Here is a 25,450-nt window from a genome sequence, read left to right as displayed (position 1 = left end):
CCTCTCGACGCGCGTTGGTCGCGTCGATCATTGTCGTACTGACCACGACGCTGATGTCCGTTCCGGTCACGCGCGCGGTCGCCGCGGGACCCCGGCCGCCGAAGGTGAACGCGGCCAGGGTGGTGCCCACCACCGAGCTGAAGACCACTCCCCTCAAGCCGCCTGCGGCCCCGCCGCCCGCGCGCTCGGCGGCCACGGCCTGGCCTGCCGCCGCCGAGGCCGTCGTGGTGCCCAGCGACCCGAGGTCGCGCGTGGCCGCGCGCGCCGACCGGACGCCGGTCACCATCACGACCGCGGGCTCGGCGAAGAGCCTGTCCACCAAGGGTTCGGTCCGGGTCAAGGTCGCCGACCGGGCGTCGACCGAACGCGCGGGCGTGGTGGGGGTGCTGCTGTCGGTCTCCCCGGCGAGCGCCGCCGACCCCGGGCCGGTTTCGGTCGGATTGGACTACTCGGGCTTCCGTGACGCGATCGGCGGTGATTTCGCCGGGCGGCTCCGCATGGTCCAACTCCCCGCCTGCGCGCTGACCACCCCCGAAGCGCCCGCGTGCCGCACGCACTCCCCCATCCCCTCCCGCAACGACAGCAACGCGAAGACGCTGTCCGCGGACGTCGCGCTCCCCACCGCGGGCGCGGCGGCCAAGGCACCCGAACCCGTCGTGCTGGCCGCGGTGGCCGGTGCCGAGGGGCCGAGCGGGTCGTTCGCCGCGACTCCCCTGTCCCCGGCGGGCAGCTGGTCGGTCGACGGCAACTCCGGCGCCTTCACCTGGAGCTACCCGGTGCCGGTGCAGACACCCGCGGCGGGCGGCGCGCCCGCTGTCGCGCTGTCGTACAACTCGTCCTCAGTGGACGGCCGGACGTCGACCACCAACGGCCAGTCATCGTGGGTCGGCCAGGGCTGGGACTACGACCCGGGCTTCGTCGAGCGCACCTACCGCACCTGCGCGGACGACAAGACCCTGCCCGCCGCGCAGCAGACCGGGGACCTGTGCTGGTCGGGCCACCTGATGACCATGAGCCTCAACGGCCGCACGGTGTCGCTGGTGCGCGACGACACCACGGGCGCCTGGCACCCGCAGAGCGACGACGGCTCGCGCGTCGAACTCGTCGAGGACACCGCGCCGGGCAACAACGGCACCTACCGCGGTCAGTTCTGGAAGATCACCACGACCGACGGCACGCAGTACTTCTTCGGCCGCACGCGGGGTCCGGGACACACCAACCAGGAGAGGACCAACTCGGCCTACCCGGTGCGGGTGTACAGCCCGCGCAACGGCGACCCCTGCTACAACAGCGCCGGTTTCGCCCAGTCCTGGTGTGACATGGGGTGGCGGTGGAACCTCGACTACGTCGTGGATCCGCGCGGCAACGCCATGGCGTACTACTACGACCCCGAGACCAACTACTACGGCGCGAACAACCAGAACACCGGCGTGGTCTACACCCGCGGCGGCACGCTCAAGCGCATCGACTACGGCCTGCGGCTCATCGGCGGTTCGATCTACACGCAGACCACCCCGAACCAGGTCGTGTTCACCACCGCTGAGCGTTGCGTCCCGGCGGGCGGGTTCACCTGCGACCCGGCGCAGTTCACCGTGGCCAACGCGCTGAAGTGGCCGGACACGCCGGTCGACCAGAACTGCGGCGCGAGCGGCTCCTGCGCCAACCACGCGCCGACCTTCTGGTCCCGCAAGCGTTTGACGACCATCACGACGTACTACAACACCGGCCAGGGCCCGGTCCCGGTCGACAGCGTCCAACTGGGACAGGACCTGCCCGCGGTCGCCGACTCGGAGCTGCGGCTGGACTCGTTGACCCACACCGGGCACGTCGGCGGCACGATCACCCAGCCCGCGGTGCGGTTCACCAGCCAGGTGTACGACAACCGCGTGCAGGGCTACGGCAACATGTCCGGGTTGGCGCACTGGCGGTTGACCAACATCCAGGGCGACACCGGCCTGATCATCACGGTCAAGTACAGCGACAAGGACTGCACCGCCACCACGGTTCCCACGAACCTGTCCGCCAACACCAGCCGGTGCTTCCCGGTCTACCGGACGCTGCCCGGCAACCAGAACCCGACCCTGGACTTCTTCCACAAGTACGTGGTGACCCAGGTCCTGGCGCAGGACCGCAACCAGTACTCGCCGGACCAACAGACCGACTACACCTACCTCGGCGGCGCGGCCTGGCACTACGACGACAACGAGCTGGTCAAGCCGGAATACCGCACATACGGCCAGTTCCGCGGCTACCGCACGGTCGAGGTGCGCAGCGGCGACAACACGCACGTCGTCGAGGCCAACGCCCCACCGGACAAGCGAACGCTGACCCGCACCACCTACTACACCGGCATGGACCAGGACATCCTGCCGAACAACGCCCGGCGGTCGACGAGCTTCACCAACTCCCTCAACGAGTCGGTCGTCGACACGGACCAGCTCGCGGGCAGCGCGCACGAGATCCAGACCTTCGACGGCGACGGCGGCAGCCGCGTCAGCACGGCGCTGAGCAACGGCGTCGTCATCGGCACCACCGCGACCCGCGGCCGCGCGGGTCTCGACCCCGCCAAGGCGACCCTGGTCGGCACCCAGCGCAGCCGCTCGATCACCGACCTCGCCGCGGGTGGCACCCGGAGCAGCGGCACCCTCAACCGCTACGACACCCTGGGCCGCGTGGTCTCCACCACCGAGACCGCCGACGGGCTGCCGTCGATGTGCACCACGAACACCTACGCCGACAACACGACCTCCTGGATCCGGTCGCTGGTCAGCGAGGTCCTGGTGTCGCAGCAGGAGTGCCCGACCAACGGCGCGGCTCCCGCTCCCGTGGTCAGCGGCGCCCGAACCCTCTTCGACGGCAGCGCCGCGCTCGGCCAGGTCCCGGGCGCGGGCAACCCCACCACGACGATCACCGCCACAGCCAACAACAGCGGCACGCTGACCTGGACCAGCACCGGCTCCGCGACGTTCGACGGGTCCGGTCGCACGCTCACCAAGACCGACCAGCGCGGCAAGGTCACGAGCATCGCGTACACCCCGGCCGAAGGCGGGGTGCTGTCCAAAACGGTCACCACCAACCCGAAGTCCCAGACCTCGACGATCGAGGTGGAACCCGCGCGCGGCAAGGCGGTCCTGACCACCGACGTCGGCGGCAGGCGCACCGAGATGGCCTACGACGCGCTGGGCCGCCTGGTGTCGGGGTGGCTGCCGGGCAGGCCGAGGTCGGGTCTGCCGTCGATGGAGTACACCTACCTGCAACGCACCGACGGCCCGTCCGCGATCACCAGCCGCAAACTCGTCGACTCCGGCGCGGCGCTGAACCAGATCGTCGCCGTCGAACTCTACGACGCCTTCGGCAAGGTGCGGCAGACGCAGACCGAGACCGCGTCGAACAAGCGCCAGGTCATCGACGCCTTCTACGACTCGCACGGCTGGGAGGTGCGGGCGAACAAGCGGTACCTGACCGCCGGAGCGCCGAGCACCACGTTCGTGGCCGTCGACGCGTCCACAGTGGACGACCGGACGGCGACCGCGTACGACGGGTTCGGCCGGGAAACGCTGAAGACCTCGTACCAGGGCACGACGAAGGTCGCCGAGACCCGCACGGTCTACGGCGGCGACCGCACGACGGTGGTGCCCCCGCCCGGTGGCACCACCGAGACGGCGGTGACCGACACCCGCGGCCGCAAGGTCCAGCAACTGCGCTACAGCGCGCCGCCGACGATCAACGGCAACGTCGTCAGCGGCGGGACCGCGCAGTCCACGACCTACCGGTACACCGCCACCGGCCTCATGGACCGGATCACCGACAACGCGGGCAACACCTGGTCCTACGACTTCGACTTCCTCGGCCGCAAGACGAGCCAGACCGACCCCGACAGCGGCACGTCGACCGTGGCCTACGACCTCGCGGGCCTGGTCACCACGACCACCGACGCGCGCGGCCGCAGCCTGGCGCACGAGTACGACGACCTGGGCCGCAAGACCGCCACGTACTCGGGCACCGTGCCCAACCCCAACAACAAGCTCGCCACCTTCACCTACGACGGCGCCACGAACGGCGCGGGCAAGCCGTACACCGCGACCCGCTACACCGCGGACGGCACCTTCATCACCGCCGTCACCATGTACGACACGGCGGGCAACCCGAACCGGCAGGTCACGCAGGTACCGGCGGCCGTCACGGGGCTCAACGGGACCTATACGACCAACTACGCCTACACCACCACCGGTCAGGTCAGCTCGATCACGCCCGCCAACGGCGGTGGCCTGCCCGGGGAGACGATCTCCATCGGGTACGACCGGTTCGGCAAGCCGACCAGCGCGGCCGGGTACAACACCTACGTCCTGGACTCGACGTACACCGACTACGGCGAGGCGCTGCAGTACACACTCGGCCCGTCGAACAACAAGGCCTGGCTCAGCTACGACTACGACGCGCACACCCGCCGTCCGATCGGGATCAACCTGTCGGTGCAAGCGGCGGCGGCGCAGTCGGTCGACGACACCCGCTACACCTACGACGCGGTCGGCAACATCACCAAGTCGATCAACACGCGCGGCGACGGGGTGGGGGCGACGACCCGCACCCAGTGCTACGGCTACGACGCCCTGAACCGGCTGGAGAAGGCGTGGACCGCGACCGACGCGTGCGCCGCGGCCCCGTCGTCGAGCACGGTCGGCGGGCCGGACGCGTACTGGCTGTCGTGGTCGTTCGACTCGATCGGTCTGCGCGCGCAGCAGGTCAAGCACGGTGTGGGTGGCAACGGTGACACCACCACGAACTACGCCTACCAGGCGGGCAAGGTCCACGCGCTGTCCGGCACGACCACCACGGGTCCGTCGGGCACGACGACCCAGTCGTTCGGCTACGACACCGCGGGCAACACCACCACCCGCGGCGACCAGACCCTGACCTGGGACGACGAGGCGCGGCTCAGCAAGGTCACCACCCCGACGGGGTCGACCTCGTACACCTACGACGCGGACGGCTCACAACTCCTGCGCCGCACGGCGACGGAGACGACGCTGTTCCTGCCGGGCCAGGAGTTGGCCCGCGACAACACGACCGGCGTGGTCACGGGCACGAGGTACTACACCCACAACGGCACGCGGGTCGCGCAACGGGTGGGTGGGGGCAACCCGGTCTACCTGGTGGGCGACCTCCAGGGCACCAGCTCGGTGGCGGTCAACTCGGTCGGCTTCGCCGTCACCCGCCGCACCATGGACCCGTACGGCAACCCCATCGGCGGTGTGACGAACGGCCCCTGGCCCAACCAACGCGGGTTCCTGGACCAACCGGTGGACCAGACCACCGGCCTGACCGACATGGGCGCCCGCAAGTACGACCCGGTGACGGGCCGCTTCCTCAGCGTGGACCCGGTGCTGGACGAGAACGACCCGGACCAGTTGTGCGGGTACTCGTACGCGAGCAACAACCCGGTCTCCAAGTCCGACGCCACCGGCCTGATGGCCATCGTCATCGGAATCGGCGCGAAGGGCGTCGACGAGGCCCAGCGCATCGTGGGCGACCTGCAGGCGCACGGGTTCCAGAACTACCGCACGGCCCAGATCTCCAAGCTCAGCGGCGTCTTCCTCAACCGCTGGTCGGCACAGGGTCCGTACAACGCCTCGTCCCTGGTCCCGTTCGTCATCTACTTCGTCACCTTCGTCCGCTGGGCGGACTGCAGCCCGGCGAAGCCCGCGAGCAAGCCCGCGTTCCGCCCCAACCCGTTGGACCGCAAGCAGCAGGCCGCGTGGAACGCGAAGCACCCCGAGCCGCCACCCACGCCCGCCGACCGCAGTGTCCGCGAACAGCTCCGCGACATGCTGGTCGCCTTCACCGGCGTGGACGACCTGGTCAGCTGCTTCAAGGACGGGGACTGGGCGAGCTGCGCGGGCTTCTTCGGCCCCATGGCGGTAGGCGGCGCCGCGGGCTGGGCGGGCAAGAAGATCATGCAGGGCGCCTCGAAGGGCGTCCGCGGCGTGCGCAGCTCCGCCGGACACTCACAAGCCGACAACGTCATCCCAGGAGGGCGTTCCGACGGCGAGACGGTGTTCTCCGGACACGGCTACTTCGACGAAGAGAACGGCGAAGCCGTGGTACCGGAGGGGACCACGCTGCACATGTACACCAAGCACGGGGGCTTCGTCGATGACGACGACATCATCCCGGTGGAGATGGGCGCACGCGTCAAGCCCACCGAGACCTTCCGTCCAGGCGACCGTCTCCCGAACTACACCTTGGACAGCCCTGACGAACTCTGGGTCGTGTCCGGCTCGTACACCGTCGACGGCCCGACGCTGCTCAGTGAACTCCTACGACCCAATATGGGAATATGCCACTGGGCAGCGTGCCGTGAGATCTGAACAGGAGACCATGTCGCCGTGACGAGGTATGAGGATCTCACCCCCTACGAGTACTCCAAGCTGAGGCCACCCTGGCGGGCGGCGGTCAACATCGGTTGGCTCGAACCAGACGCGCCGTACGCCGTGGGTCCCGTCGAGGACGGTGTGGTCGACATGCTCGTCAGGCTGTCACACACCCACATCGCCAACGTGACCCGAGGGATCTACCGATGCCGGTTCTGCGGCGCGTTCAAGCTCTCCCTGAACGTGCCCGAGATTTCCGGGGCCTCAACCCTGTTGGGACACGCGGAGATTCACTTCAAGGGGCATGACGGCACCGTGTACGCCGCGCCGTCGCTCATAGCGCACTACGTGGCCGAGCACGACTACTCGCCGCCGAGGCAGTTCATCGAGGCAGCGTGGGAGGTCGACCGCTCGACGCCACGGGTTCGACACAGCCGGGGCGTACCGGTGAACGGTTGACCCGAGGCCGAAGGGCGGGTTGCCCGGTCCTGGACCGGGCAACCCGCCCTTCGGCGTTGTCAGGGGTTGCCGCGCCAGAAGTCGGCCTGTTTGGCCGCCATGGCTTCCGTGAACTGGGCCGCGGTCATGTTGCCCTTGAGCAGGCTCGCGTGCAGCGGGTTCAGGACCTCAGAAATCCAGCGGCCGCCCGCGATGGCGTTGGTGCCGTCCAGCACGAGGGCGTGTTCGGCGTTCGTGTCGTACAGGGCGGTGCGGATGGGGCTCAGCACGGCCGGGACCGGCAGGTCCGCGCGGACCGCCAGGCTGTCGGCGACCGAGGGGAAGCCGGTCAGGTTGTCGCGGTTGAGGGTGTAGGCGATGAACGCCTTGGCCGCCGCCACGCGCTTGGCCTTGGCGGGGATGGCGAAGCCCACGGGGAGGTACTCGACCACGTCGTGGCTCGCGCCGCTGGGCTGGGGGAAGCGGAACGGGGCGAAGTCCGCGGTCTGGTCGCCGCCGCGCTGGGACAGCAGCTGGCGGGCCTCGGCGGGGATCTCGCTGGTGCCGAACAGGTACGCGGCCTCGCCCGCGGCCCAGCGCTCGCGCATCTTCGGGTACGGGGCGTTTTCCCAGCCCTCCAGCAGGTAATTGCCCTTGGCGAACCGTTCCACCAGGTCCGCAGCGCGCTGCAGGCCCGCGTTGTTGCGCCAGGCGTCGCCGGTTTTGTCCTGGGCCGCCTCGGACAGCTTGCCCGCGCCGACATAGCGCAGCGCGACCTGCGCGAAGACCGCGGCATTCACCGAATCGAGGCCGTTGTCCTGCGCCACGGCGGGCAGGCCGTCGCCTTTCGCCTTGTCGAACAGCGCGAACAGCTCGTCATCGGAGGTGGGCGCCGAGAAGTCGGTGATCCGATTCTTGTCGTACCACCAGGAATTTCCCAGCAGCATATAGGGAATCTCGAAGATCTTGCCGTCCGACGCCTTGTTCTGTGGAATGTCGAAGTACGCGGCGGGCAACACATCGCGCACCTTCTGCTCGTTCTCGCCGATGGCCAGGTCGAGCACGTCGTCGACCGGGCGGGTGCCGCCCGCGTCGGCCACCAGGCCCTTGACCTGGCTGACGTCCTGGTCGAACAGGTCCGGTCCGGCACCGGTGGCCAGCGCCGGGACCACGTTCTGGCGCAGCAGGTCACGGCCCAACCACTGCACGTTCACCTTCACACCGGTCTTGTCCGTGAAACACCGGATCACCTTGCTGAGCACGCGGCCCTGCGGTTCGTCGGCGTTCCACATCGACCAGTAGGTGAACTCCTTGTCGCCGTCCGGTCGCACTCCGATGTCGGCGCACGGCGCGCCGAGGAAATCCTCCGCTTTCAGCGGCGACACCTGGTCGTTGTCGCCCGACGGCGCGCCGGTACCGCACCCCGCGAGAACCAGGGCGACGGCCGCCGCCAGCGACGAGAGCCGGATAAGTCGCATGTCACCACCTGATCGCGCGCGGCGACGGCGAACTCGCTCGCCGTTACCGCAAACTGTGCGCGCGGCCGCCCGATAACGAGCACCCATCACCACTCCCGGGCACCGCGGCCGCGCTCGGTCTGCTAACGAATGGTTTATACCATCAGTCCATAAGATGACAGACCGATTCGCCGACACACGTGCCGAATCCGAGACATTGCCCGGCCGTCATGAAATCGCCCGACCGCGCGCCATGTGGTTATCCACCGACCGCGCGGGCCATTCGTGGCCACAGTGGACGACGGGTCAGGCGAACGCGTTCTTGATGGTGACCAGCACGTCCTCCGCCGACCCGGCGGCCGGGAAGCCCGCGGCGAGGCGGTGCCCGCCCCCGCCGAGCGAGGCCGCGACCGCGCGCACGTCGACGGCGCCGACCGACCGCAGGGACACCGACCACCGGTTCGGCGCCAGCTCCTTGGCCACGGCCGCCACCCCGGCCTCGGTGACGGTGCGCAGCAGGTCCACCACGCTGTCGGCGTCCTCGGCGTCGAGCCCGGTCAGGTCGGTCAACGACACCACGGTGACCACCAGGCCGTGGCCGTCGGCCGCGTCCGGCACCAGCTGCGCGCGGGACAGCGACCCCGACACGAGCCCCAACCAGGCGAACGGGTGCGAGTCCATCAGCTCGCGGGCCACCGCGCTCGGGTCGACGCCCGCCGCGATGAGCCGCGCGGCGGTGGTGTGCGTGGCCGGGGTGGCGCGGCGGAACGAGCCGGTGTCGGACACCAGGCCCGCGTACAGGCACTCCGCGATGTGCGGGGTCAGCTCGGCGCCGAGCTCGTCGAGCAGGTCGAGCACCAGCACGGCGGTCGCCACGGCGGTGTCGTCGATGACGTGGTCGGTGCCGAAGCGGGTGTTGGACACGTGGTGGTCGACCACCAGCACCCGCCCACCGGCGGCGACGGTGGCGGGCACCCGGTCGGCCAGCGCGCCGAGGCGCTCGATGCTCGCGCAGTCCAGCGCCACCACCAGCGGCGGCGCGGCGGGCACCTCCGCGACCGGGACGACCAGCCCCTCCCGGTCGAGGCCGCGCAGCGACCGCGGCACGTCCGCCGGGAACCCGAAGGCCACCCGGACCGCCGCCCCGCGCGCCGTCAGCACCGAGGCCAAGGCCAAGGCGCTGCCCAGCGCGTCGGCGTCCGGGCTCACGTGCGCGAAGAGCGTCACATCGGGTGCGTCCCGCAGCAGGTCCGCGGCGTTGGAAAGATCGGTTGTGCCCACGTCCCCAGAATCACCGGGCGCGGGGGCGCTGTCCAGTCGGGCAGGTCAGCGCTTGCCCAGGGACTCGCCGATGAACCGCAGCACCTCGGGCATGATCCGCTTCCAGTAGTCCGCGTTGTGCCCGCCACCGGAGAACGCGGCCGGGTTGGCGCGGGCCCGGTCGGCGAACTCGCGGGCCGCGGCGTACTGCGGGTCCTCGGTGCCGCACCAGACCGACACCGGCAGCGACGAGATCGCGGTCAGGTTGCGGGTGGGCTCCGCGCGCTCCCATTCCTGCTGGTTGGCGTAGATGCCGGAGGAGCGGGCGTCGTCCCACGAGCCGTAGACCGCGGGGCTGACGGCGGCCAGCAGCGACAGGCCCGGGGTGCGGGCGTACTCGAACGCGCCGACCGCGCCACCGCCGACGCCGAGCGCGGCGAACGGGGTCGCGGCCAGCTCGGTGCGGGCCAGCCAGTCCGGCAGCTCCTCGGCCAGCATCTTCTGCGCCGGGCCCAACCAGGTCTTGGCACCGCCGTCGACCGCGACGATGGCGAACGGCTTGGTGCCCGCGCGGACCGTGGCGGTGAGCAGCGGCGGCAGGTCGAGACCGACGAACTGGGTGGCGTCGGCGCCCTCGGCGTGCAGCGCCAGGCAGACCGGCAGCGCGCCCGCGACGTCCCGGGGGCGCATCACGACCATCTTCACGTCACCGATGGACGAGCGCCACACCAGGTTGCTGACCGACGTCGCGTCGACGGCGGCCTGCGTGGTCGCCTTGGTGGTGGTCGTCGTCGGCGCCGAGGCCGCCTGCTGCTTCTGCGCGCCGCAGCCCGCGAGCGCCACCGCGGCGCCCGCCATGAGGAAGCCGCGTCGGCTCCATCGTCCGTCCACTGTAGAACTCCCGGGGTGGGGCCAGTCGACCGGTGTCGGGCGCACCGGGGACATAAGGTCTACACCACGAACCTCAGATGTGCGAGCCTATGAACGACATCGCCTCCGGCAGCGCGCGCCGCCAGTAGTCGGCGTCGTGCCCACCGTCACCGGTCCTGGCCACGGCGGGTTTCGCCGTGTCGATCAGCTGGTTCGCCGACGGCAACAGCGGATCCGCTGTGCCGCACCACACACCGAGCGCGGTCTTGCCGAGCTCGGCGACGTGCAGCAGGGGCTCAGTCTGCTCCCACAGGGCCCGGCCGGGGAAGACGTCGCGCGCTTTCGCCTGGGCCCAGGTGGGGAACAACGCCGGGCTGAGCACGGCGGCGGCCCGGACCTGGCCGGTGTGCGCGCGGACGTAGTTGAGCGCGCCGTAGCCGCCCATGGACACCCCGAGCACGGCGAACGGCTTGGTCGAGACGCCGAGTTCGGCCAGCCAGGCCGGGAGTTCGTCGGTGAGCATGGCCTGGGGGTCGTCGCCGGGGTCGGTGCGCACCCAGTAGGTGGCGTCGCCGCCGTCCACGGCGACCACGGCGTACGCGGCGGCCGCGGAGAGGTTGTCGCCGACGCCGAGGTCGGTGAACTGGTTCGCGTTGGCACCCCGGCCGTGCAGCGCGAGGCAGGTGGGGAGCGTGCCGCCGTCGTCGGCGAGGCCGTCGGGGCGGTAGACGAGCAGGCTCACCTCGCGGCCGCGCGCCTTGGAGAAGACTTTCCGGGACTCGAAGAGCGGCGCCGGGGGCTTGGTGGTGGGCGGGTCCGTGGGGCCCGGGATGGGGGTGCGGACGTCGCTGAGCGGGGTTTTGTCCTGACGCAGCGCCCAGGCGCCGAAGATGCCGAGGCCGACGGTCGTGGCCGTCCCGCCGACGGCGAGGCCGATCACCTGGCGTCGCGACATTCGACCGGACATGGGCTCCTCGGGGTGTTGCGCGGTCGCGTTCACTCTACCGGCCGAACGGGTGAGCTTCCCGTAGTCGCGCGGCGCGCGGGACCGGTTAGCTCGATTGTGGAGTCTCCGGGCGGGCGGAATACCGGCGCGGCGGGAAAGGCGAGGTCGGCGGCGGGCGGAATGCGGCGGCGCCGGGTTCGGGGTGACCTCGGGAATGCGCCCGAAACAAGATCAAGTCATGCCTCCGGCCCCCGGTGTCCATTCTACCGGCGGGGGCGGACAAAACGGGAAGATCAACAGCGGGGCTGTGGACAACTCGGGGCGAGCGCGACCGGCAAGCGCGACCGCCGGATCGAGCCGGGCCGAGCGGCGTGGAGCCAGGCCGAACCGGGACCAGACCGGACCTGGCCGGACCGGGCCTGCCTGCCAGGTCCGGCAGTCGGGCAATCGGGCAGTCGGGCAGTCGGGCAGTCCACATCGGCGTTGACTGTCCTCTGTGCACAGAATGCCGGAAAGACTTGTGGGGAAAGGAAAATCCCGCCCCCACGCGAAGGCGGGAGCGGGATCTCCAGGTCGGGCGAGGAACTAGTCCTCGTCGTCTTCGTCTTCCGGCTTCGGGGCGCGGTACGGGTCGGCCTCGCCCGCGTACACGGCACCCGACGCCTGGGCGGCGACCTCGGCGTCGGCCGCGCGGGCGCGGGCCAACAGGTCGTCGATCTTGCGGGCGTCGTCGGGGACGGTGTCCGCGACGAAGGTCAGGGTGGGGGTGAACCGGACACCCGTCCCCTGGCCGACCAGCGTGCGCAGCACGCCCTTGGCCCGTTCCAGGGCCGCCGCCGCGCCCGCGTGGTCGGGCTCGGCGTCGAGCTTGTCCCCGAGGACGGTGTAGTAGACCGTGGCGTCGTGGAGGTCGGCGGTGACCTTCGCGTCGGTGATGGTGACCCGGGCGAGCCGGGGGTCCTTGACCTCGTGCTCGAGGGCGGAGGCCACGATCTGGGAGATGCGCTTCGCGAGCTTGCGCGCGCGGGCTGCGTCAGCCACGACGCTCCTTCTTTCCTTGTTCGGTTCGGCTGAACCCGGGCTCAGTCGTCTGGTCCGAGCCACCGGCGGCGGGCCGAGAGCAGTTGCAGCTCCGGGCGACCGCTCACCAGGCGCTCGCAGGCGTCGAGCACGTCGTTGACGTGGGCGGCGTCCGCCGCGACCGCGCAGACGCCGATCAGGGCCCTGCGGTGCAGGTCCAGGTGACCGGCTTCCGCGACCGCGACTTCGAATCGCTTGCGCAGTTCGGCCACCACCGGCCGGACCGCGGAGCGCTTCTGCTTCAAAGAGTGGACGTCCCCGAGCAGGACGTCGAGTTCGAGGGCACCGACATACACCAGGCATCAGCCGAACGGGTGAGTGGGAAACCCCGGGGGCGCGGGTTCGGCGACCGCGCCCCCAGGGCTGGCCCCCGGGGAGTGCGCCCCGGGGGTTACCAACGGACTAGCTGCGCGGCTTCTCGCGCATCTCGTAGGTCTCGATCACGTCGTCGACCTGGAGATCGCTGTAGGAGCCGAGCGTCAGACCGCACTCGAAGCCCTCCCGGACCTCGACCGCGTCGTCCTTGAACCGGCGCAGCGAGCTGATCGGCAGGCCCTCCTGGATGACGACGCCGTTGCGGATGAGGCGCGCCTTGGAGTTCCGCCGGATCTCGCCGGAGAGCACCATGCAACCGGCGATCGTGCCGACCTTGGAGGACTTGAAGACGTCGCGGATCTCGGCGCGGCCGAGCTCGACCTCCTCGTAGATCGGCTTGAGCATGCCCTTGAGGGCCGACTCGATCTCCTCGATGGCCTGGTAGATCACCGAGTAGTAGCGGACATCGATGCCCTCGCGGTTGGCCAGCTCGGTGGCCTTGCCCTCCGCCCGGACGTTGAAGCCGATCACGATGATGTTGTCCGCGATGGCCAGGTTGATGTCGCCCTCGGTGATCGAGCCGACGCCGCGGTGGATGACCCGCAGCTCGACCTCGTCGCCGACGTCGATCTTCGTGAGCGCGTCCTCGAGTGCCTCGACGGTACCCGAGTTGTCGCCCTTGATGATCAGGTTGAGCTGGCTGGTCTCCTTCAGCGCGGCGTCCAGGTCTTCCAGGCTGATGCGCTTGCGCTTCTGCGCGTTCTGCGCGGCCCGGGTCCGGGCGGAGCGCCGCTCGGCGATCTGGCGCGCCGTGCGGTCCTCCTCCACGACCAGGAACGTGTCGCCCGCGCCGGGCACCGACGTGAAGCCGATGACCTGGACCGGGCGCGACGGGGTCGCCTCGGTGATGTCCTCGTTGAACTCGTCGACCATGCGGCGGACGCGGCCGTAGGCGTCGCCCGCCACGATCGAGTCGCCGACCCGCAGGGTGCCGCGCTGCACGAGGACCGTGGCCACCGGACCTCGACCGCGGTCGAGGTGCGCCTCGATCGCCACGCCCTGGGCCTCCATGTCGGGGTTGGCCCGCAGGTCCAGCGCCGCGTCCGCGGTCAGCAGGATGGCCTCGAGCAGCCCGTCGATGTTGGTGCCCTGGCGCGCGGAGATGTCGACGAACATGGTGTCGCCGCCGTACTCCTCGGCCACCAGCCCGTACTCGGTGAGCTGCTGGCGGACCTTCTGCGGGTTCGCGCCTTCCTTGTCGATCTTGTTCACCGCGACCACGACCGGCACGTTCGCGGCCTGCGCGTGGTTGATCGCCTCCACCGTCTGCGGCATGACGCCGTCGTCGGCGGCCACGACGATCACCGCGATGTCGGTGGCCTGCGCACCGCGGGCACGCATGGCGGTGAACGCCTCGTGACCCGGGGTGTCGATGAAGGTGATCAGCCGCTCGTTGCCGTCCAGCGACGTGGCGACCTGGTAGGCGCCGATGTGCTGGGTGATGCCACCGGCCTCGCCCTCGTGCACCGTCGTCTTGCGGATGGTGTCGAGCAGGCGGGTCTTACCGTGGTCGACGTGACCCATGACGGTGACCACCGGCGGGCGGGCCCGCAGGTCGTCCTCGTCACCGGCGTCCTCGCCGTAGCTGATCTTGAACGAGTCGAGCAGCTCGCGGTCCTCCTCCTCGGGGGACACGACCTGCACGGTGTAGTTCATCTCGGAGCCGAGCAGCTCCAGCACCTCGTCGGAGACCGACTGGGTGGCCGTGACCATCTCGCCGAGGTGGAACAGCACCTGCACCAGCGAGGCCGGGTTGGCGTTGATCTTGTCGGCGAAGTCGGTCAGCGAGGCGCCGCGGGCGAGCCGGATGACCTCGCCGCTGCCCTTGGGCAGGCGGACGCCACCGACGCTGGGCGCCTGCATGTTGTCCATGTACTCCTGGCGCTTCTGCCGCTTCGACTTGCGACCGCGCCGGGAAGGACCGCCGGGGCGCCCGAAGGCACCGGCCGCGCCACCGCGACCACCGGCACCGGGACGGCCACCGCCGCCACCGCCACCACCGGGGCGGAAACCACCGCCACCGCCGGCGGGAGCACCGCCACCGCCACCGGGGCGGAAGCCGCCACCGCCACCGCCACCACCGGGACCGCCGCGGAAGCCACCGCCACCGCCGCCGCCACCGGGACCGCCGCGGAAGCCACCGCCACCGCCACCGGGACCGCCGCGCGCGCCGCCGCCGGGGCCGCCACGGGCACCGCCGGGACCGCCACCGGGGCCACCACGACCGCCACCGGCGGGACGGGCGGGCCGGGGCGGCATCATGCCGGGGTTCGGCCGGGGGGGCATGTTGCCCGGGTTCGGGCCGGACGGACGAGGTCCGCCGGGCGCGCGGTCGCCGCGCGGGGCACCGGAGGGCCGGTCGCCACCGGGCCGCGGCGGGCGGTCGCCCGAGGGCGCGCCGCCACCGGACGGGCCGCCCTGGCCACCGGGGCGGGGACCGCCACCGGGACGCGGGGACGGCGCGCCGCCACCGACGCCGAACGGGTTGTTGCCGGGCCGCGGGGCACGCGGGCCGGGCTTGGGCGACTGGGTCCGCGGGGGAACCGTGCCGCCCTGGTTGCCGCCGCCCTTGCGCTCGCCACCGGGCTCCTGCTGCGCGGGCCGCTCCGGACGGGGCGGGCGCGGCGCGGACTGGGCCGGGCTCGGCGCGCTGCTCGCGGCCGCGGGGGCCTGCTGCTCACGCGCGGGCACGGGCTTCTCGACCGGCGCGGACGCGGGCTTGGGCCGCGGCGGGCCGGGCAGGAAGCCGGGCTTGGGGGGTGCGGTCTGCGCGGGCGCCGACGTCTGCGCGGGCGGGGTCACCGGCGGGGCCGCCGGGGCGCTCGCGGCGGCCGCCGGGGCCTGCTGCAGGGGCTTGGGCTGCTCGCGGACCGGCTCCGGGCGCTGGGCCGGGGGCCGGGGGCCGGGCGTCGGCTTGGGGCCGGGCCGGGGTCCGGGCTTGGACTCGCCCTTGCCGGGGTACGCATCCCGCAACCTGCGGGCTACCGGCGCCTCCACGGTGGAAGACGCGGACTTGACGAACTCACCCATGTCCTTCAACTTGGCGAGAACGTCCTTGCTGGTGACTCCGAGCTCCTTAGCCAGCTCGTGCACGCGGGCCTTGCCTGCCACTGCTCTCCTCGTCTGAATGAGGCCGGCGGGCAAGTTCCCGTCGACCTCGTCCTATCGTCGCGCGTTCATGTCTTCAGCTTCACGGCTGACTCATGACGGGTCGACCTGCTTCCTGTCCTTCTCCACGGCACGGGAAGATCCCGTTCCGACATCGCCTGCGGCGCGCTCTACCAGCGACCGCAGACCCTCCACGCAGACCGGTCCCTGGACCTTGAAGGCCCTGGGGAACGCCCGGCGCTTCTCGGCTTTCGCCAGACAACCCGGATCGGGGTGCAACCACGCGCCCCGACCCGGCATCCGACGCCGCGGATCGGGGATCGCGTCCCCGTCCACGAGCACCACACGCAGCAATTCCGCGTCCGCCGCCCGGGTCCGGCAACCGACGCACGTCCGCACGGGGCCGGACCCTGTCGGGCCGCCACCGGGGCGAGCGGAAACCGGTTCCAGATGACGAACCATGGGAAGTCTATCTTGTCCGGCTCACTCGGCCGAACCGGATACCGGAGCGGCCTGCGCGCCGGCCGCCGCGTCCGACCGGATATCGATCCGCCAGCCGGTCAACCGGGCCGCCAACCGGGCGTTTTGCCCCTCTTTTCCGATCGCCAGCGAGAGCTGGAAGTCGGGGACGACCACCCGGGCGGTCTTGGCGCGCTCGTCCACGACCGTGACCGAAACCACCTTCGCGGGCGACAGGGCGTTGCCGACGAAGGTCGCGGGGTCCTCGGAGTGGTCGATGATGTCGATCTTCTCCCCGGCCAGCTCGCTCATCACGTTGCGCACCCGGGCACCCATCGGGCCGATGCACGCGCCCTTGGCGTTGACCCCCTGGACGGTCGACCGGACGGCGATCTTGGAGCGGTGCCCCGCCTCGCGCGCCACGGCCGGGATCTCCACGGTGCCGTCGTTGATCTCGGGCACCTCCAGGGCGAACAGCCTGCGCACCAGGTTGGGGTGGGTGCGCGACAGCGTGATCTGCGGGCCGCGGGTGCCCCGGGTGACGCCGACGACGTAGCACTTGATGCGGGTGCCGTGCTCGTAGGACTCCCCCGGCACCTGCTCGACCGCGGGCAGCACGCCCTCCGTGTCGCCGACCTGCACGACCACCATGCCGCGCGAGTTGGCGCGGGTGTCGCGCTGGACGACGCCCGCGACGATCTCACCCTCCTTGGCGGCGAACTCGCCGAAGGTGCGCTCGTGCTCGGCGTCGCGCAGGCGCTGCAGGATGACCTGGCGGGCGGTGGTGGCGGCGATGCGCCCGAAGCCCTCCGGGGTGTCGTCCCACTCCTCGTCGACCTCGCCGTCCTGGCCGGTGGTGATGGCCAGCACGCGGACCACGCCGGTGCGCCGGTCGATGTCGATGCGCGCGTGCGGCTGGTGCCCCTCGGTGTGCTTGTAGGCGGTGAGCAGGGCGGTCTCGATCGCCTCGATCACCGTTTCGAACGGGATGTCCTTGTCGCGCTCGATCGCCCGCAGCGCGGCGATGTCCACGTTCATCGAGCGTCCTCCTCCGTGCCGGACGCCCGACCTTCGAGCATCGCCATCTCCGCCACCGGCGGTTGCTTGAACTCCACTTCGACCACGGCGTGCGCGACCGTGCCGTACTCGACGCGGCGCAGCGCGCCGTCGACGAGCATCTCGACGCCACCATCGGGGGTCTCGTCCGCCGCGCCGACACGGCCGGTGAACTCCGCACCCCCGACCGGGCGAACCTTGACCAGGCGCAGCCGGTTGCGGCGCCAGTGCCGGGGGCGGGTCAGCGGGCGGTCGACCCCGGGGGAGGTGACCTCCAGGGTGTACGGGCCGCCGAGGACGGCGTCGTGCTCGTCGAGCACCGCCGAGACGGCCCGGCTGACCACGGCGACCTCGTCGAGGCCGACCCCGTCGTCGCCGTCGACGACCACGCGCACGAGGCGCCTGCGCCCGGCCTGGGCGATGTCGAGCTGCTCGAGTTCGAAGCCGGTGTCGGCGATCGCCCCCGCCACCACCGGCTCCAGCGCGGCCGTGACGCGGTCACCTGCCGCCGGGTTGTCCGGCTCTCCCTGGTTGGCCACCCTGGCCGCTCCCTGTTCTGCTCGACGCCGCGGTTGTCTGCCGGTCGGGCGGTGCGCACCGCCTGCCGTGGTCACCTAGCGTATCTCGCCCGCCGAAGGGCAGCCGCCGCAGGCGATCATCCGAAGCTCCGGTGGGCCGAACGCGGGGCCTGGCAGGATGACGGACTGTGAGCACAACTCCCCCGACCCCGGTTTCGGTGAGCAGGCGAGTGCTGTTGCTGTCCACTCTGGCCACCGGTCTCGTGGCGTGCACCCCGACACCGGCGTCCCCTCCTCCTCCGGACCCGCTGGCGGCGTTGGCGGCCCGTGCGCGGGCGGACGCCGCGCTGGCGTCCGCGATCGCTTCCGCCACCCCGGCGTTGGCGGGGGTGGCGGAGGAGGTCGCGAAGGTGCGCGGGGAACACGCGGCGGTGTTGCAGAAGGAGGTGGACCGGGAGCGACCACCGAAGCCGTCGTCCTCGGCCGCCCCTACTACTACGGCCGCGCCCACGGTCCCCTCGAACCCCAAGGCCGCCTTGGCAGAGGGCTTGAAGGGCGCGTCGGACGAGGCGTCGGAGGTGGCGGTGGCGGTGCCGCGCCACCGGGCCGGGATGGTGGGGTCGGTGGCTGCGGGGTGCGTGAGTCTGTTGGAGGTCTTGGCATGACACAGCCGTCGTCCGCGGTACCACCGTCCCGCGCGCCCTTGCCGGAGGACACCCTCGCGGCGGTGCAGGCGGCCTTGGGCGCCGAGCACGCGGCGGTGTGGGTGTACGGCCTGGTGAGCGCCTTTCTGCCCGCCACGTTCGACAAGGCGATCGCCGAAGGCGCCACCGCCCACCGCGCGTGCCGGGACACCACCGGGCGCCTGCTGGGGGCGGCGGGCGCGACCCCGGAACCGGCCGAGCCCGCCTACCTGCCCCCCAAACCGGTCACCGACCAGGCATCGGCCTTGGAGCTGGTGGTCAACGCCGAGACCGACACCACGACCGCCTGGCGGGCCGCCATGGAACGCACCGACGCCCCCGACGTCCGCCGCATCGCCCTGGACGCCCTCAAGTCCTCGGCCGCCCGCTCCACCCGCTGGCGCAAGACGGCAGGCCTGACCCCTTTGACCCCACCCCTACCAGGCCAGCCCTAGCGGCATTTCTTTTCAATCCCCACCGAGCCCCAGCACGGAGCCGCCTGGGTCGCTCGGCTCACCCGACCTCAGCGACGGGCCGCGGTCCGGCCACCGACTCGCTCAGGCGGACGACGGTGAGTTCGACCTGGGACTGGCCTTCCTCCCAGTGGGCGATCGGCGCGCAGCCCTCGTCCACCAGGAACTTGCCGCCCGCCCACTCGTCCCCCAGGAAGATCATCCCCTCGTCCCCCTCCGTGCAGAAGAACCCCAGGTGAGCCCGCAGACCCTCGTGCTCCACCGCCTCGAGTTGCTCAGCCATCTCCTCCTCCGGCTCCGCGTCCACGTCGAGCAGGCTCTCCGGCCCGTCGCCGATTGCCAGTGCCACGCGCATCGCGTCGAAGAGGGTGCCGTCGGTGGTGAGGCGGGTGTAGGTGACGTACCAGTGGTCCGCCCAGGCCGGGTCCGTGAGGTCGATGCCGTGCCGGTCGACCAGGACCGCCAGGTCCGCGCCCCGCAGCAGGCTGTCCTGGAACGCGACCTCGGCCAGGTCGGCGAGGAACGCCGGGTGCGCGGCGGGGTCGACGCCGTGGATCTCGTAGATCGACCGCGCCGCGTCGAAGGTGGACGGGGTGTCGCTGTCGTCGAACAGGGGGACGTCCCAGACGACCGGTTCCGCGCCGCTGAGCGCGGATGGCCGGATCCAGGCCGGGTCGCGGTCGAAGCCGACCTCGTGGATGAGGTTGCCCTCCAGGTACACCGCGTAGTCGGCGTCGGGTGCGTGGTCCGACAGGGGGCCGCCGAGGAACACCTCGAACGCCTCGGTCAACTGCCGCCGCCAGTCCTGCGGCGTGGGGTTCGCGCTGGTCACGCGCGAACCCTACGCCAGTTGATCAGCCGGCCGGACACAGGCAGAACGGCTGCCCCTCGGGGTCCAGCAGCACCGTCCACCGGTCCCCGCCCGGCTGGAACTCGGGCCGCGAGGCCCCCAGCGCCACGTACTCGTCGGCCGCCGCGGCCACGTCCGGCACCGACAGGTCGAAGTGGTACCGCTTGCTCGACGACGCATCCGGCCACGCGGCAGGCACATAGCCCTCCACCTGCCCGAACCCGACGGAAACCGACCCGTTCCCGATCATCGAGTAGGCCGGTTCACTGTGGCTCACCGCCCAGCCGAGCACCCGCGCGTAGAAGGCCGCCTGCGCCTGGGGGTCGCGGCAGTCGAGGTTGAACATGATCAGGTCGGCGGTCATCGGAAACTCCCTCTCAAGTAGACCGAGGACCACTGTGCCCGGCATACCCGACACCTTCTGTCTGGTATGACTCCCGTCGTGCGCGCGGCCCGGATGATCAGCCTCCTGCTGCGCCTGCAGGTGCGCGGCCAGCTCACCGCGGGCGAGCTGGCGCGGTGGCTCGAGGTCGACGAGCGCACCGTCCAGCGCGACGTCCGGGCGCTGGTCGCCGCCGGGGTCCCCGTCCGGTCCGTGCGCGGCCCGGCGGGCGGCTACCGGCTCGACGGCGGCTACCGCACCCGGCTCAACGGCGTCGGCCCGGACGAGGCCGCCGCGCTGATGTTCCTCGGCCTCCAAGGCCCCGCCGCCCAGCTCGGGCTCGACCTCGACGGCGCGCAGACCAAGGTCCTCGCCTCGCTCACGGGCGAAGCGCGCGAGCAGGCCCGGCGCAGCGCCGACCGGTTCCACCTCGACCCCGTGCGGTGGTACGGCCGCGCCGAACCGACCCCGTGCCTGGCCGCGCTGGCGGAGGCCGTCTGGCGGGACCGGCGCGTGCGGCTGGGGTACGTCAGGTCGGGCGTACTCGGTCACCGGGTCGTGGATCCGCTGGGCCTCGCCCTGGCCGCGGGCGACTGGTACCTGGTGGCGCTAAGAGAAGGCGAGCGGCGCACTTACCGCGTCTCCCGGGTCAAAACCGTCGAGCAGCTCGATGAGCCGGTGCGGCGCCCCAAGGGTTTCGTGCTGGCCGACGCGTGGGCGCGCGCCCGCGACGAGATGGAGAACCTGCACGAGTGCGTCGAGGTGACCGTTCGGGTGTCCGTGGCGACGCTGCCCCGGCTGCGCAGGCTCGTCGCCGTGCACGGGCAGGATCGCGTAGATCTCACCACCACCGGTGACGAGGTCGTAGTGACCGTGCCGTTCGAGGGTGAGAGCTGGGCGTGTTCGGCGTTGCTGGGCCTCGGCGCGGCGGTCGAGGTGCTAGCGCCGCCGACGCTGCGCGCGCGGATGGCCGCCGAGAGCGGCGGCGCGGCCGCGCGCTACCTCACGTCCCCGAGGTGATCGTCTTGCCCAACCGGGTGGCGTCGAGGCTGATCTTGGCCAGGCGCTTGCCCTCGGCCTCGGTGCGCTTGCCCCCCGGCGCCCAGTCCGATTCGACGATCACGACGTCCCGGCCGTCCTGGATGGAGTCGTAGCCGCCGTTGGCGAGGGTGTTGAGGCCCTCGACCTTGACGAGCTTGGCCTTGACCACGTCGTCGACGTTGCCGGTGTTGTTGCCGTCGGTGAGGTCGCGCAGCTTCTGCGCGTCGGTCTCGTTGGCCATCCGGACGACCGCGACCGAGGTGTAGATCTTGTGCCCGCCGTCCTCGGTGGTGAACAGGGCCCTGGTCATGCTCTCGCAGCGGGTGTCGGTCAGGAGCGTGCGCACCTTGCTGTTGTTGTACGAGTTCTTGACGCAGTCGGTGTCGCGGACCGGGTTGGGCAGGTCCGGGTGCTTGGTGAAGGCGAATTGGCCGTCCGGCACCTGGGTGTCGCTGACGGGTGGTGGGTTCTGCGCCGTCGTGGTGTCGTCGGAGGAGGAGACGTACCAGAAGACGAGCCCGGACACGACGGCGATCGCGACCAAGCCCGCGATGCGCAGCGCCCAGGTCAGGGCCGGGTTGCCCGCGGGCCGCGGGGTCTCCTCCTGGAACTGGAACGGCTCGTCGGGGCGCCTGCCGCCCTGGACACGGGGGATCCACTCGGTCTCACCCGCGCGGTTGTACTGCTCGGGTGGCCAAGGCGGTCCGGGGCGCTGAGGATCCGACACGAACGCCGAGAGTAGTTGGTGTCGCCCGTCGGTGTCATTCGACCCGGTGCGTAGCGAGCGCGGCGGTCACCGCGTCGACGTCCTCGGCGGTGTTGTACAGGTGAAAGGCGAGCCTGATCCGCCCCGCGCGGACCGCGCACCGGATACCCGCGGCCTTCAGGTGCTCTCCTGCGCCGGGGGCGTTGAGGGAGACGATGGCGGTATCGCGCGGCGGTAGGCCGAGTCTGGCCAAGAGGTCGTTGGCCAGGCCCACGTTGTGCTCTTGGACGGCTCGGCGGTCCAGCTTCACCAGCCACGGGAGCGTCGCTGCGGCGCCTGTGACGGAGAACCAGACCGGTGAGGTGTCGAAGGCGCGTGCGTTGTCCGCGAGTCGGAGGGGGAGACCGTAGATGGAGGTCCAAGGGTCCTGTCCGGCGAACCAGTTGGCGTTGTGCGGCCGGATCCAGTCGGGAGCGTCGGGGCTGATCGCCAGCCACGCGACGCCTCGGGGGCTCATCAGCCACTTGTAGGAGCCGCCGACCACCCATTCGGCCCAGGAGACGTCGACCGCGAGCCAGCCGAGGGCCTGGGTGACGTCGAGGAGCACCGGGGTGCCTGCGGCCCGTAGTCCGTCGAGGTCGGCGATAGCGCCGTCCGCGGATTGGACGGCGCTGACCGTGACGAGGTCGAACTCGGGGGCGCGGTCGGTCAGGTCGTCGGCGTCGACCTCGGTGACGGTCACACCGCGGTAAGCCTGGGCGGCGAAAGGGAACGTGGCGCTGGTGAACTCGCCGCGCACGGTGACGACTCGTGTGCCGTCCGGTACGCCCGCCGCGATAAGGGCGATCATCTCCGCCACGGTCGCGCCCATGGCCACCCGCTCGGGGTTGACGCCTACCAACGCCGCCCACGACTCACGCGCGGTGGCGACCATGGGGTCGAAGTCGGGCGCGTTGTCCTGTCCGCGCCGCCACCGCCCGATCACGTCTGTCATGGCTTCGGCGGCGAAGACCGGCGGTACGCCGATGCTGGCGGTGTTGAGGTACCCGGCGGGGACGTCGAACTGCTCTCCGAAGGCGGTGCGCACACCACCGACCCTACGGTAAGCGCGTGCACAGCGAAGAGATCCAGATCCGCACCGGCGACCGCGAGACCGTCCACGACCTGACCGACCGCTGCGCGGCCTTCCTCGCGGCGGCGGGCGCGGAGGACGGTCTGCTGCACGTGTGGGTACCGCACGCCACCGCGGGCGTCGCCGTCATCGAGACCGGGGCGGGCAGCGACGACGACCTGCTGGCGGCGCTGAAGGACCTGCTCCCCGCCGACGGGCGGTGGCGCCACCGCCACGGCACCCCGGGCCACGGCCGCGACCACGTGCTGCCCGCGATCGTGCCGCCGCACGCCACCATCCCGGTCCTGAGTGGACGGATGGCGCTGGGGACCTGGCAGTCCGTGTGCCTGGTCGACACCAACGTCGACAACCCGGTCCGCCAGGTCCGCCTCAGCTACCTGCGCGGCTGAGCCGCGCTTTCAGTGCGCGGCGACGAGGTCCGCCGCGGGCGTCGTGGCCGGGTCCCCGGCACGGCTCGGGAACAGCGCGACAGCGAGACCGACGACCGCGAGGCAGGCCAGGACCGTGACGCCGAGCAGCACGTCGGGAGCCGACGAGGCGCCCTGGAGCAGGCTGCGCAGGCCTTCGGCGGCGAAGCGGAAGGGCGTCCAGGACCACAGCAGCGCGCGGTAGACCGGGTTCAGCATCTCGGGGACCTGCCCGGCCACCGCGGGCGCGATCAGGTACAGCGGTCCCAGGATGGCCATCGCGCGGATGCCGAGCAGGCGGAGCAGGGCGGCTTGGAGGGAGCTGAAGGCGACGGCGGTCAAGAGGAGGTAGCCGAGCACCTTGCCGTCCACCGGCAATCCCCCGTCCCACAACAACAACAGGCCGGTCACGGCACCCGCGCCCACAACGCTTACACCGGCCACCAAGCCCAACCGGTGAGTCCACTGGGGTCGCAGACCAAGACGACCGCCGACGACGACAAGACCCGCGCCGGCCACGAGTCCGCCTACCCACAACAACGCTGTCGCGGCCAAAGGCGCCGTCCGGCCTGCCGTAGTGGCCGGGTTGAGCATCTCCGTACGCACGGGACTCCCGAGCGCGGAGGCCGCACCCGTCAGGACCTGTTGCGCCATCTGCGTCCCATGGGGGTTGACCGCGCCGGACAGGACGACGGTGGTCCCGTTGGGGGTCAGTTCCAGGACGCCGTAGACGTCCTTGTCCGCCAAAGCCCGACGACCTTCCTCCGGCGAGGTCAGCCGCCAACTGATCGCGTCACCGCCGTGGGCGGCGAGGCGGTCCGCGGCCTGCCGCATCGGCGGTGGCGCGGACACGGCGAGGGGCACGCCGTCGGGCTGAGCGCTCGCCTGAGCGCCGAAAGTGAGGAATCCGAGCACGGTGGCGACTACCGCGCCCGCGACCGCCAGGAGGGCGATCAGGGCGGCGGGACGGCGGGGGGACATCACCGACCTCCTTGTTCATCAGGTGTTGAATTACTGTCGGAAGGGTACGGGTGCGCCCGAACTCAAGTCAACGCACGTTGAATTAGAGCTGGATCACGCGCGCGGAGCGGATCGGACTAGGTTCGACGCGTGGGTATCCAGCGCGTCACCGTCGCCGCGATCTCGCTCGCGGCCGTCGGGGGTCTGCTGGCCACCGTGTCCCTGCTCGGCGGGGACGACGATCACGGCAGGCCGAACGCGGTGGAGGTCGCGCCGACCCAGACCCGCGCCGCCTCGCCCCGGTCCGCGGCGGTGCCCGGCTGGCAGGTCGTCGAGGACGGCGGGTCCGGTGTGCGCTACGAGGTGCCGCCGGACTGGGCGCTGGCCCCCGAGGCCGAGACGCTGGAGTCCTCCAGCGGGACCGTGCTGGGGCACCTGACCGACTTCGGCACGTACCTGTGCCAGGGCGCGGAGTACGGCCGCGCGTTCAGCGGCTCCGGTCGGGTGGATGGCGACCCGGCCGACGCGGCCGCCGAGCTGGCCGCGGCGATCGCGGCCGACCAGTACAGCGACGGCAGCCAGACCGCCAAGGTCACGTTGTCCCATCCGACCCCGCTGGTGCGCGACGGCGCGCGCGGAACACTCGTGCACGCGGAGGCCGAGGTGGTTGCCGACGATGTGGCCGACCGCTGCGCGAGCACGCGCGGTGTGGTGTCCGTAATCGCACTCGCCACGGCTGAGGGAACGTCGGTGGTGGTGTTCGGCGCGGATACCGACGACCGGGGCGAAGACGTGCCATTGGCGTCATCGGACGATCTAAGGGCGATAGCCGACAGCGTACGGTCCAACGACTGACGGACTCGTGGGATCGGCGGTAC

22 protein-coding genes are annotated in these 25,450 nt (G+C 71.4%); 7 read left to right on the top strand and 15 right to left on the bottom strand.

The genetic code is table 11. The annotated features are described in order from the left end of the window. The first annotated feature begins 53 nt into the window (after positions 1–53). Complete coding sequence (locus CLV40_RS15185; RefSeq protein ID WP_146108040.1) at positions 54–6,368, top strand: putative adhesin; 6,315 nt, start codon at positions 54–56, stop codon at positions 6,366–6,368. An 18-nt stretch (positions 6,369–6,386) separates the two neighbouring features. After that, positions 6,387–6,830 carry a DUF7919 family protein gene (locus tag CLV40_RS15180; protein WP_104479553.1) on the top strand — a complete coding sequence of 148 codons (444 nt, stop codon included), beginning with the start codon at positions 6,387–6,389 and terminating at the stop codon, positions 6,828–6,830. Between the two features lie 59 nt (positions 6,831–6,889). Here CLV40_RS15180 and CLV40_RS15175 read toward each other — a convergent pair whose 3' ends face one another. The 10 genes from CLV40_RS15175 to rimP all read right to left on the bottom strand — a co-directional run bounded on the left by CLV40_RS15175 (position 6,890) and on the right by rimP (position 17,959). Further along, on the bottom strand, positions 6,890–8,287 hold the full coding sequence (locus tag CLV40_RS15175; RefSeq protein WP_104479552.1) for an ABC transporter substrate-binding protein: 1,398 nt from the start codon (positions 8,285–8,287) through the stop codon (positions 6,890–6,892). Between the two features lie 285 nt (positions 8,288–8,572). Then, positions 8,573–9,547, bottom strand: a complete 975-nt coding sequence (locus CLV40_RS15170) for a DHH family phosphoesterase (protein ID WP_104479551.1) — start codon at positions 9,545–9,547, stop codon at positions 8,573–8,575. A gap of 45 nt (positions 9,548–9,592) precedes the next feature. Continuing rightward, entirely contained in the window at positions 9,593–10,417 is an 825-nt protein-coding gene (locus CLV40_RS15165) for an alpha/beta hydrolase (protein WP_146108039.1), read from the bottom strand. Positions 10,418–10,490: 73 nt separating this feature from the next. Next, on the bottom strand, positions 10,491–11,363 hold the full coding sequence (locus CLV40_RS15160; protein WP_104479549.1) for an alpha/beta hydrolase: 873 nt from the start codon (positions 11,361–11,363) through the stop codon (positions 10,491–10,493). Between the two features lie 564 nt (positions 11,364–11,927). Beyond that, the gene (gene rbfA / locus CLV40_RS15155; RefSeq protein ID WP_104479548.1) at positions 11,928–12,383 is read right to left on the bottom strand and encodes a 30S ribosome-binding factor RbfA; all 456 of its coding nucleotides are present in this window, start codon (positions 12,381–12,383) and stop codon (positions 11,928–11,930) included. Positions 12,384–12,424: 41 nt separating this feature from the next. Next, complete coding sequence (locus CLV40_RS15150) at positions 12,425–12,718, bottom strand: DUF503 domain-containing protein (RefSeq protein ID WP_104479547.1); 294 nt, start codon at positions 12,716–12,718, stop codon at positions 12,425–12,427. A 106-nt stretch (positions 12,719–12,824) separates the two neighbouring features. Further along, entirely contained in the window at positions 12,825–15,908 is a 3,084-nt protein-coding gene (gene infB / locus CLV40_RS15145; RefSeq protein ID WP_104479546.1) for a translation initiation factor IF-2, read from the bottom strand. 90 nt (positions 15,909–15,998) lie between these two features. After that, positions 15,999–16,367 carry a YlxR family protein gene (locus CLV40_RS15140; protein WP_104479545.1) on the bottom strand — a complete coding sequence of 123 codons (369 nt, stop codon included), beginning with the start codon at positions 16,365–16,367 and terminating at the stop codon, positions 15,999–16,001. 21 nt (positions 16,368–16,388) lie between these two features. Then, positions 16,389–17,402: a transcription termination factor NusA gene (gene nusA / locus CLV40_RS15135; protein WP_104479544.1), complete on the bottom strand. Its 1,014-nt coding sequence runs from the start codon at positions 17,400–17,402 to the stop codon at positions 16,389–16,391. Beyond that, complete coding sequence (rimP, locus tag CLV40_RS15130) at positions 17,399–17,959, bottom strand: ribosome maturation factor RimP (protein ID WP_104479543.1); 561 nt, start codon at positions 17,957–17,959, stop codon at positions 17,399–17,401. The genes nusA and rimP overlap by 4 nt, the downstream gene beginning before the upstream one ends. Positions 17,960–18,126: 167 nt before the next feature. Here rimP and CLV40_RS15125 point away from each other — a divergent pair, with 167 nt between their 5' ends. Both CLV40_RS15125 and CLV40_RS15120 read left to right on the top strand, forming a co-directional pair. After that, positions 18,127–18,603: a hypothetical protein gene (locus CLV40_RS15125; RefSeq protein ID WP_104479542.1), complete on the top strand. Its 477-nt coding sequence runs from the start codon at positions 18,127–18,129 to the stop codon at positions 18,601–18,603. Further along, positions 18,600–19,076: a ferritin-like domain-containing protein gene (locus CLV40_RS15120; protein WP_104479541.1), complete on the top strand. Its 477-nt coding sequence runs from the start codon at positions 18,600–18,602 to the stop codon at positions 19,074–19,076. The genes CLV40_RS15125 and CLV40_RS15120 overlap by 4 nt, the downstream gene beginning before the upstream one ends. A gap of 58 nt (positions 19,077–19,134) precedes the next feature. Here CLV40_RS15120 and CLV40_RS15115 read toward each other — a convergent pair whose 3' ends face one another. Both CLV40_RS15115 and CLV40_RS15110 read right to left on the bottom strand, forming a co-directional pair. Beyond that, positions 19,135–19,926, bottom strand: coding sequence for a hypothetical protein (locus tag CLV40_RS15115; protein ID WP_104479540.1), 792 nt, complete (start codon positions 19,924–19,926; stop codon positions 19,135–19,137). A gap of 22 nt (positions 19,927–19,948) precedes the next feature. Further along, on the bottom strand, positions 19,949–20,308 hold the full coding sequence (locus tag CLV40_RS15110) for a VOC family protein (protein WP_104479539.1): 360 nt from the start codon (positions 20,306–20,308) through the stop codon (positions 19,949–19,951). Positions 20,309–20,374: 66 nt separating this feature from the next. Between CLV40_RS15110 and CLV40_RS15105 the strand changes: the two genes are divergently transcribed. Beyond that, positions 20,375–21,346, top strand: coding sequence for a helix-turn-helix transcriptional regulator (locus CLV40_RS15105; RefSeq protein WP_104479538.1), 972 nt, complete (start codon positions 20,375–20,377; stop codon positions 21,344–21,346). On the opposite strand, the gene CLV40_RS15100 is transcribed toward CLV40_RS15105, so the two are convergent. Both CLV40_RS15100 and CLV40_RS15095 read right to left on the bottom strand, forming a co-directional pair. Beyond that, the gene (locus tag CLV40_RS15100) at positions 21,330–22,094 is read right to left on the bottom strand and encodes a hypothetical protein (RefSeq protein WP_104479537.1); all 765 of its coding nucleotides are present in this window, start codon (positions 22,092–22,094) and stop codon (positions 21,330–21,332) included. The two genes, CLV40_RS15105 and CLV40_RS15100, sit on opposite strands and share 17 nt — an antisense overlap. 34 nt (positions 22,095–22,128) lie before the next feature. After that, positions 22,129–23,160 (bottom strand): aminotransferase class V-fold PLP-dependent enzyme, encoded by a 1,032-nt coding sequence (locus CLV40_RS15095; RefSeq protein ID WP_104479536.1) that lies wholly within the window; start codon positions 23,158–23,160, stop codon positions 22,129–22,131. Between the two features lie 23 nt (positions 23,161–23,183). Between CLV40_RS15095 and CLV40_RS15090 the strand changes: the two genes are divergently transcribed. Next, positions 23,184–23,594 (top strand): secondary thiamine-phosphate synthase enzyme YjbQ, encoded by a 411-nt coding sequence (locus CLV40_RS15090; protein WP_104479535.1) that lies wholly within the window; start codon positions 23,184–23,186, stop codon positions 23,592–23,594. A gap of 9 nt (positions 23,595–23,603) precedes the next feature. On the opposite strand, the gene CLV40_RS15085 is transcribed toward CLV40_RS15090, so the two are convergent. Continuing rightward, positions 23,604–24,593 (bottom strand): YhgE/Pip domain-containing protein, encoded by a 990-nt coding sequence (locus tag CLV40_RS15085; protein ID WP_104479534.1) that lies wholly within the window; start codon positions 24,591–24,593, stop codon positions 23,604–23,606. 129 nt (positions 24,594–24,722) lie between these two features. Between CLV40_RS15085 and CLV40_RS15080 the strand changes: the two genes are divergently transcribed. Then, complete coding sequence (locus tag CLV40_RS15080; protein ID WP_104479533.1) at positions 24,723–25,427, top strand: DUF8017 domain-containing protein; 705 nt, start codon at positions 24,723–24,725, stop codon at positions 25,425–25,427. The last annotated feature ends 23 nt before the right edge of the window (positions 25,428–25,450 follow it).

It is taken from the genome of Actinokineospora auranticolor, from assembly GCF_002934265.1.
Taxonomy (GTDB): domain Bacteria; phylum Actinomycetota; class Actinomycetes; order Mycobacteriales; family Pseudonocardiaceae; genus Actinokineospora; species Actinokineospora auranticolor.
Note: the sequence above shows the minus strand (reverse complement) of the source record. Positions and strands in the feature narration are given on the sequence as shown.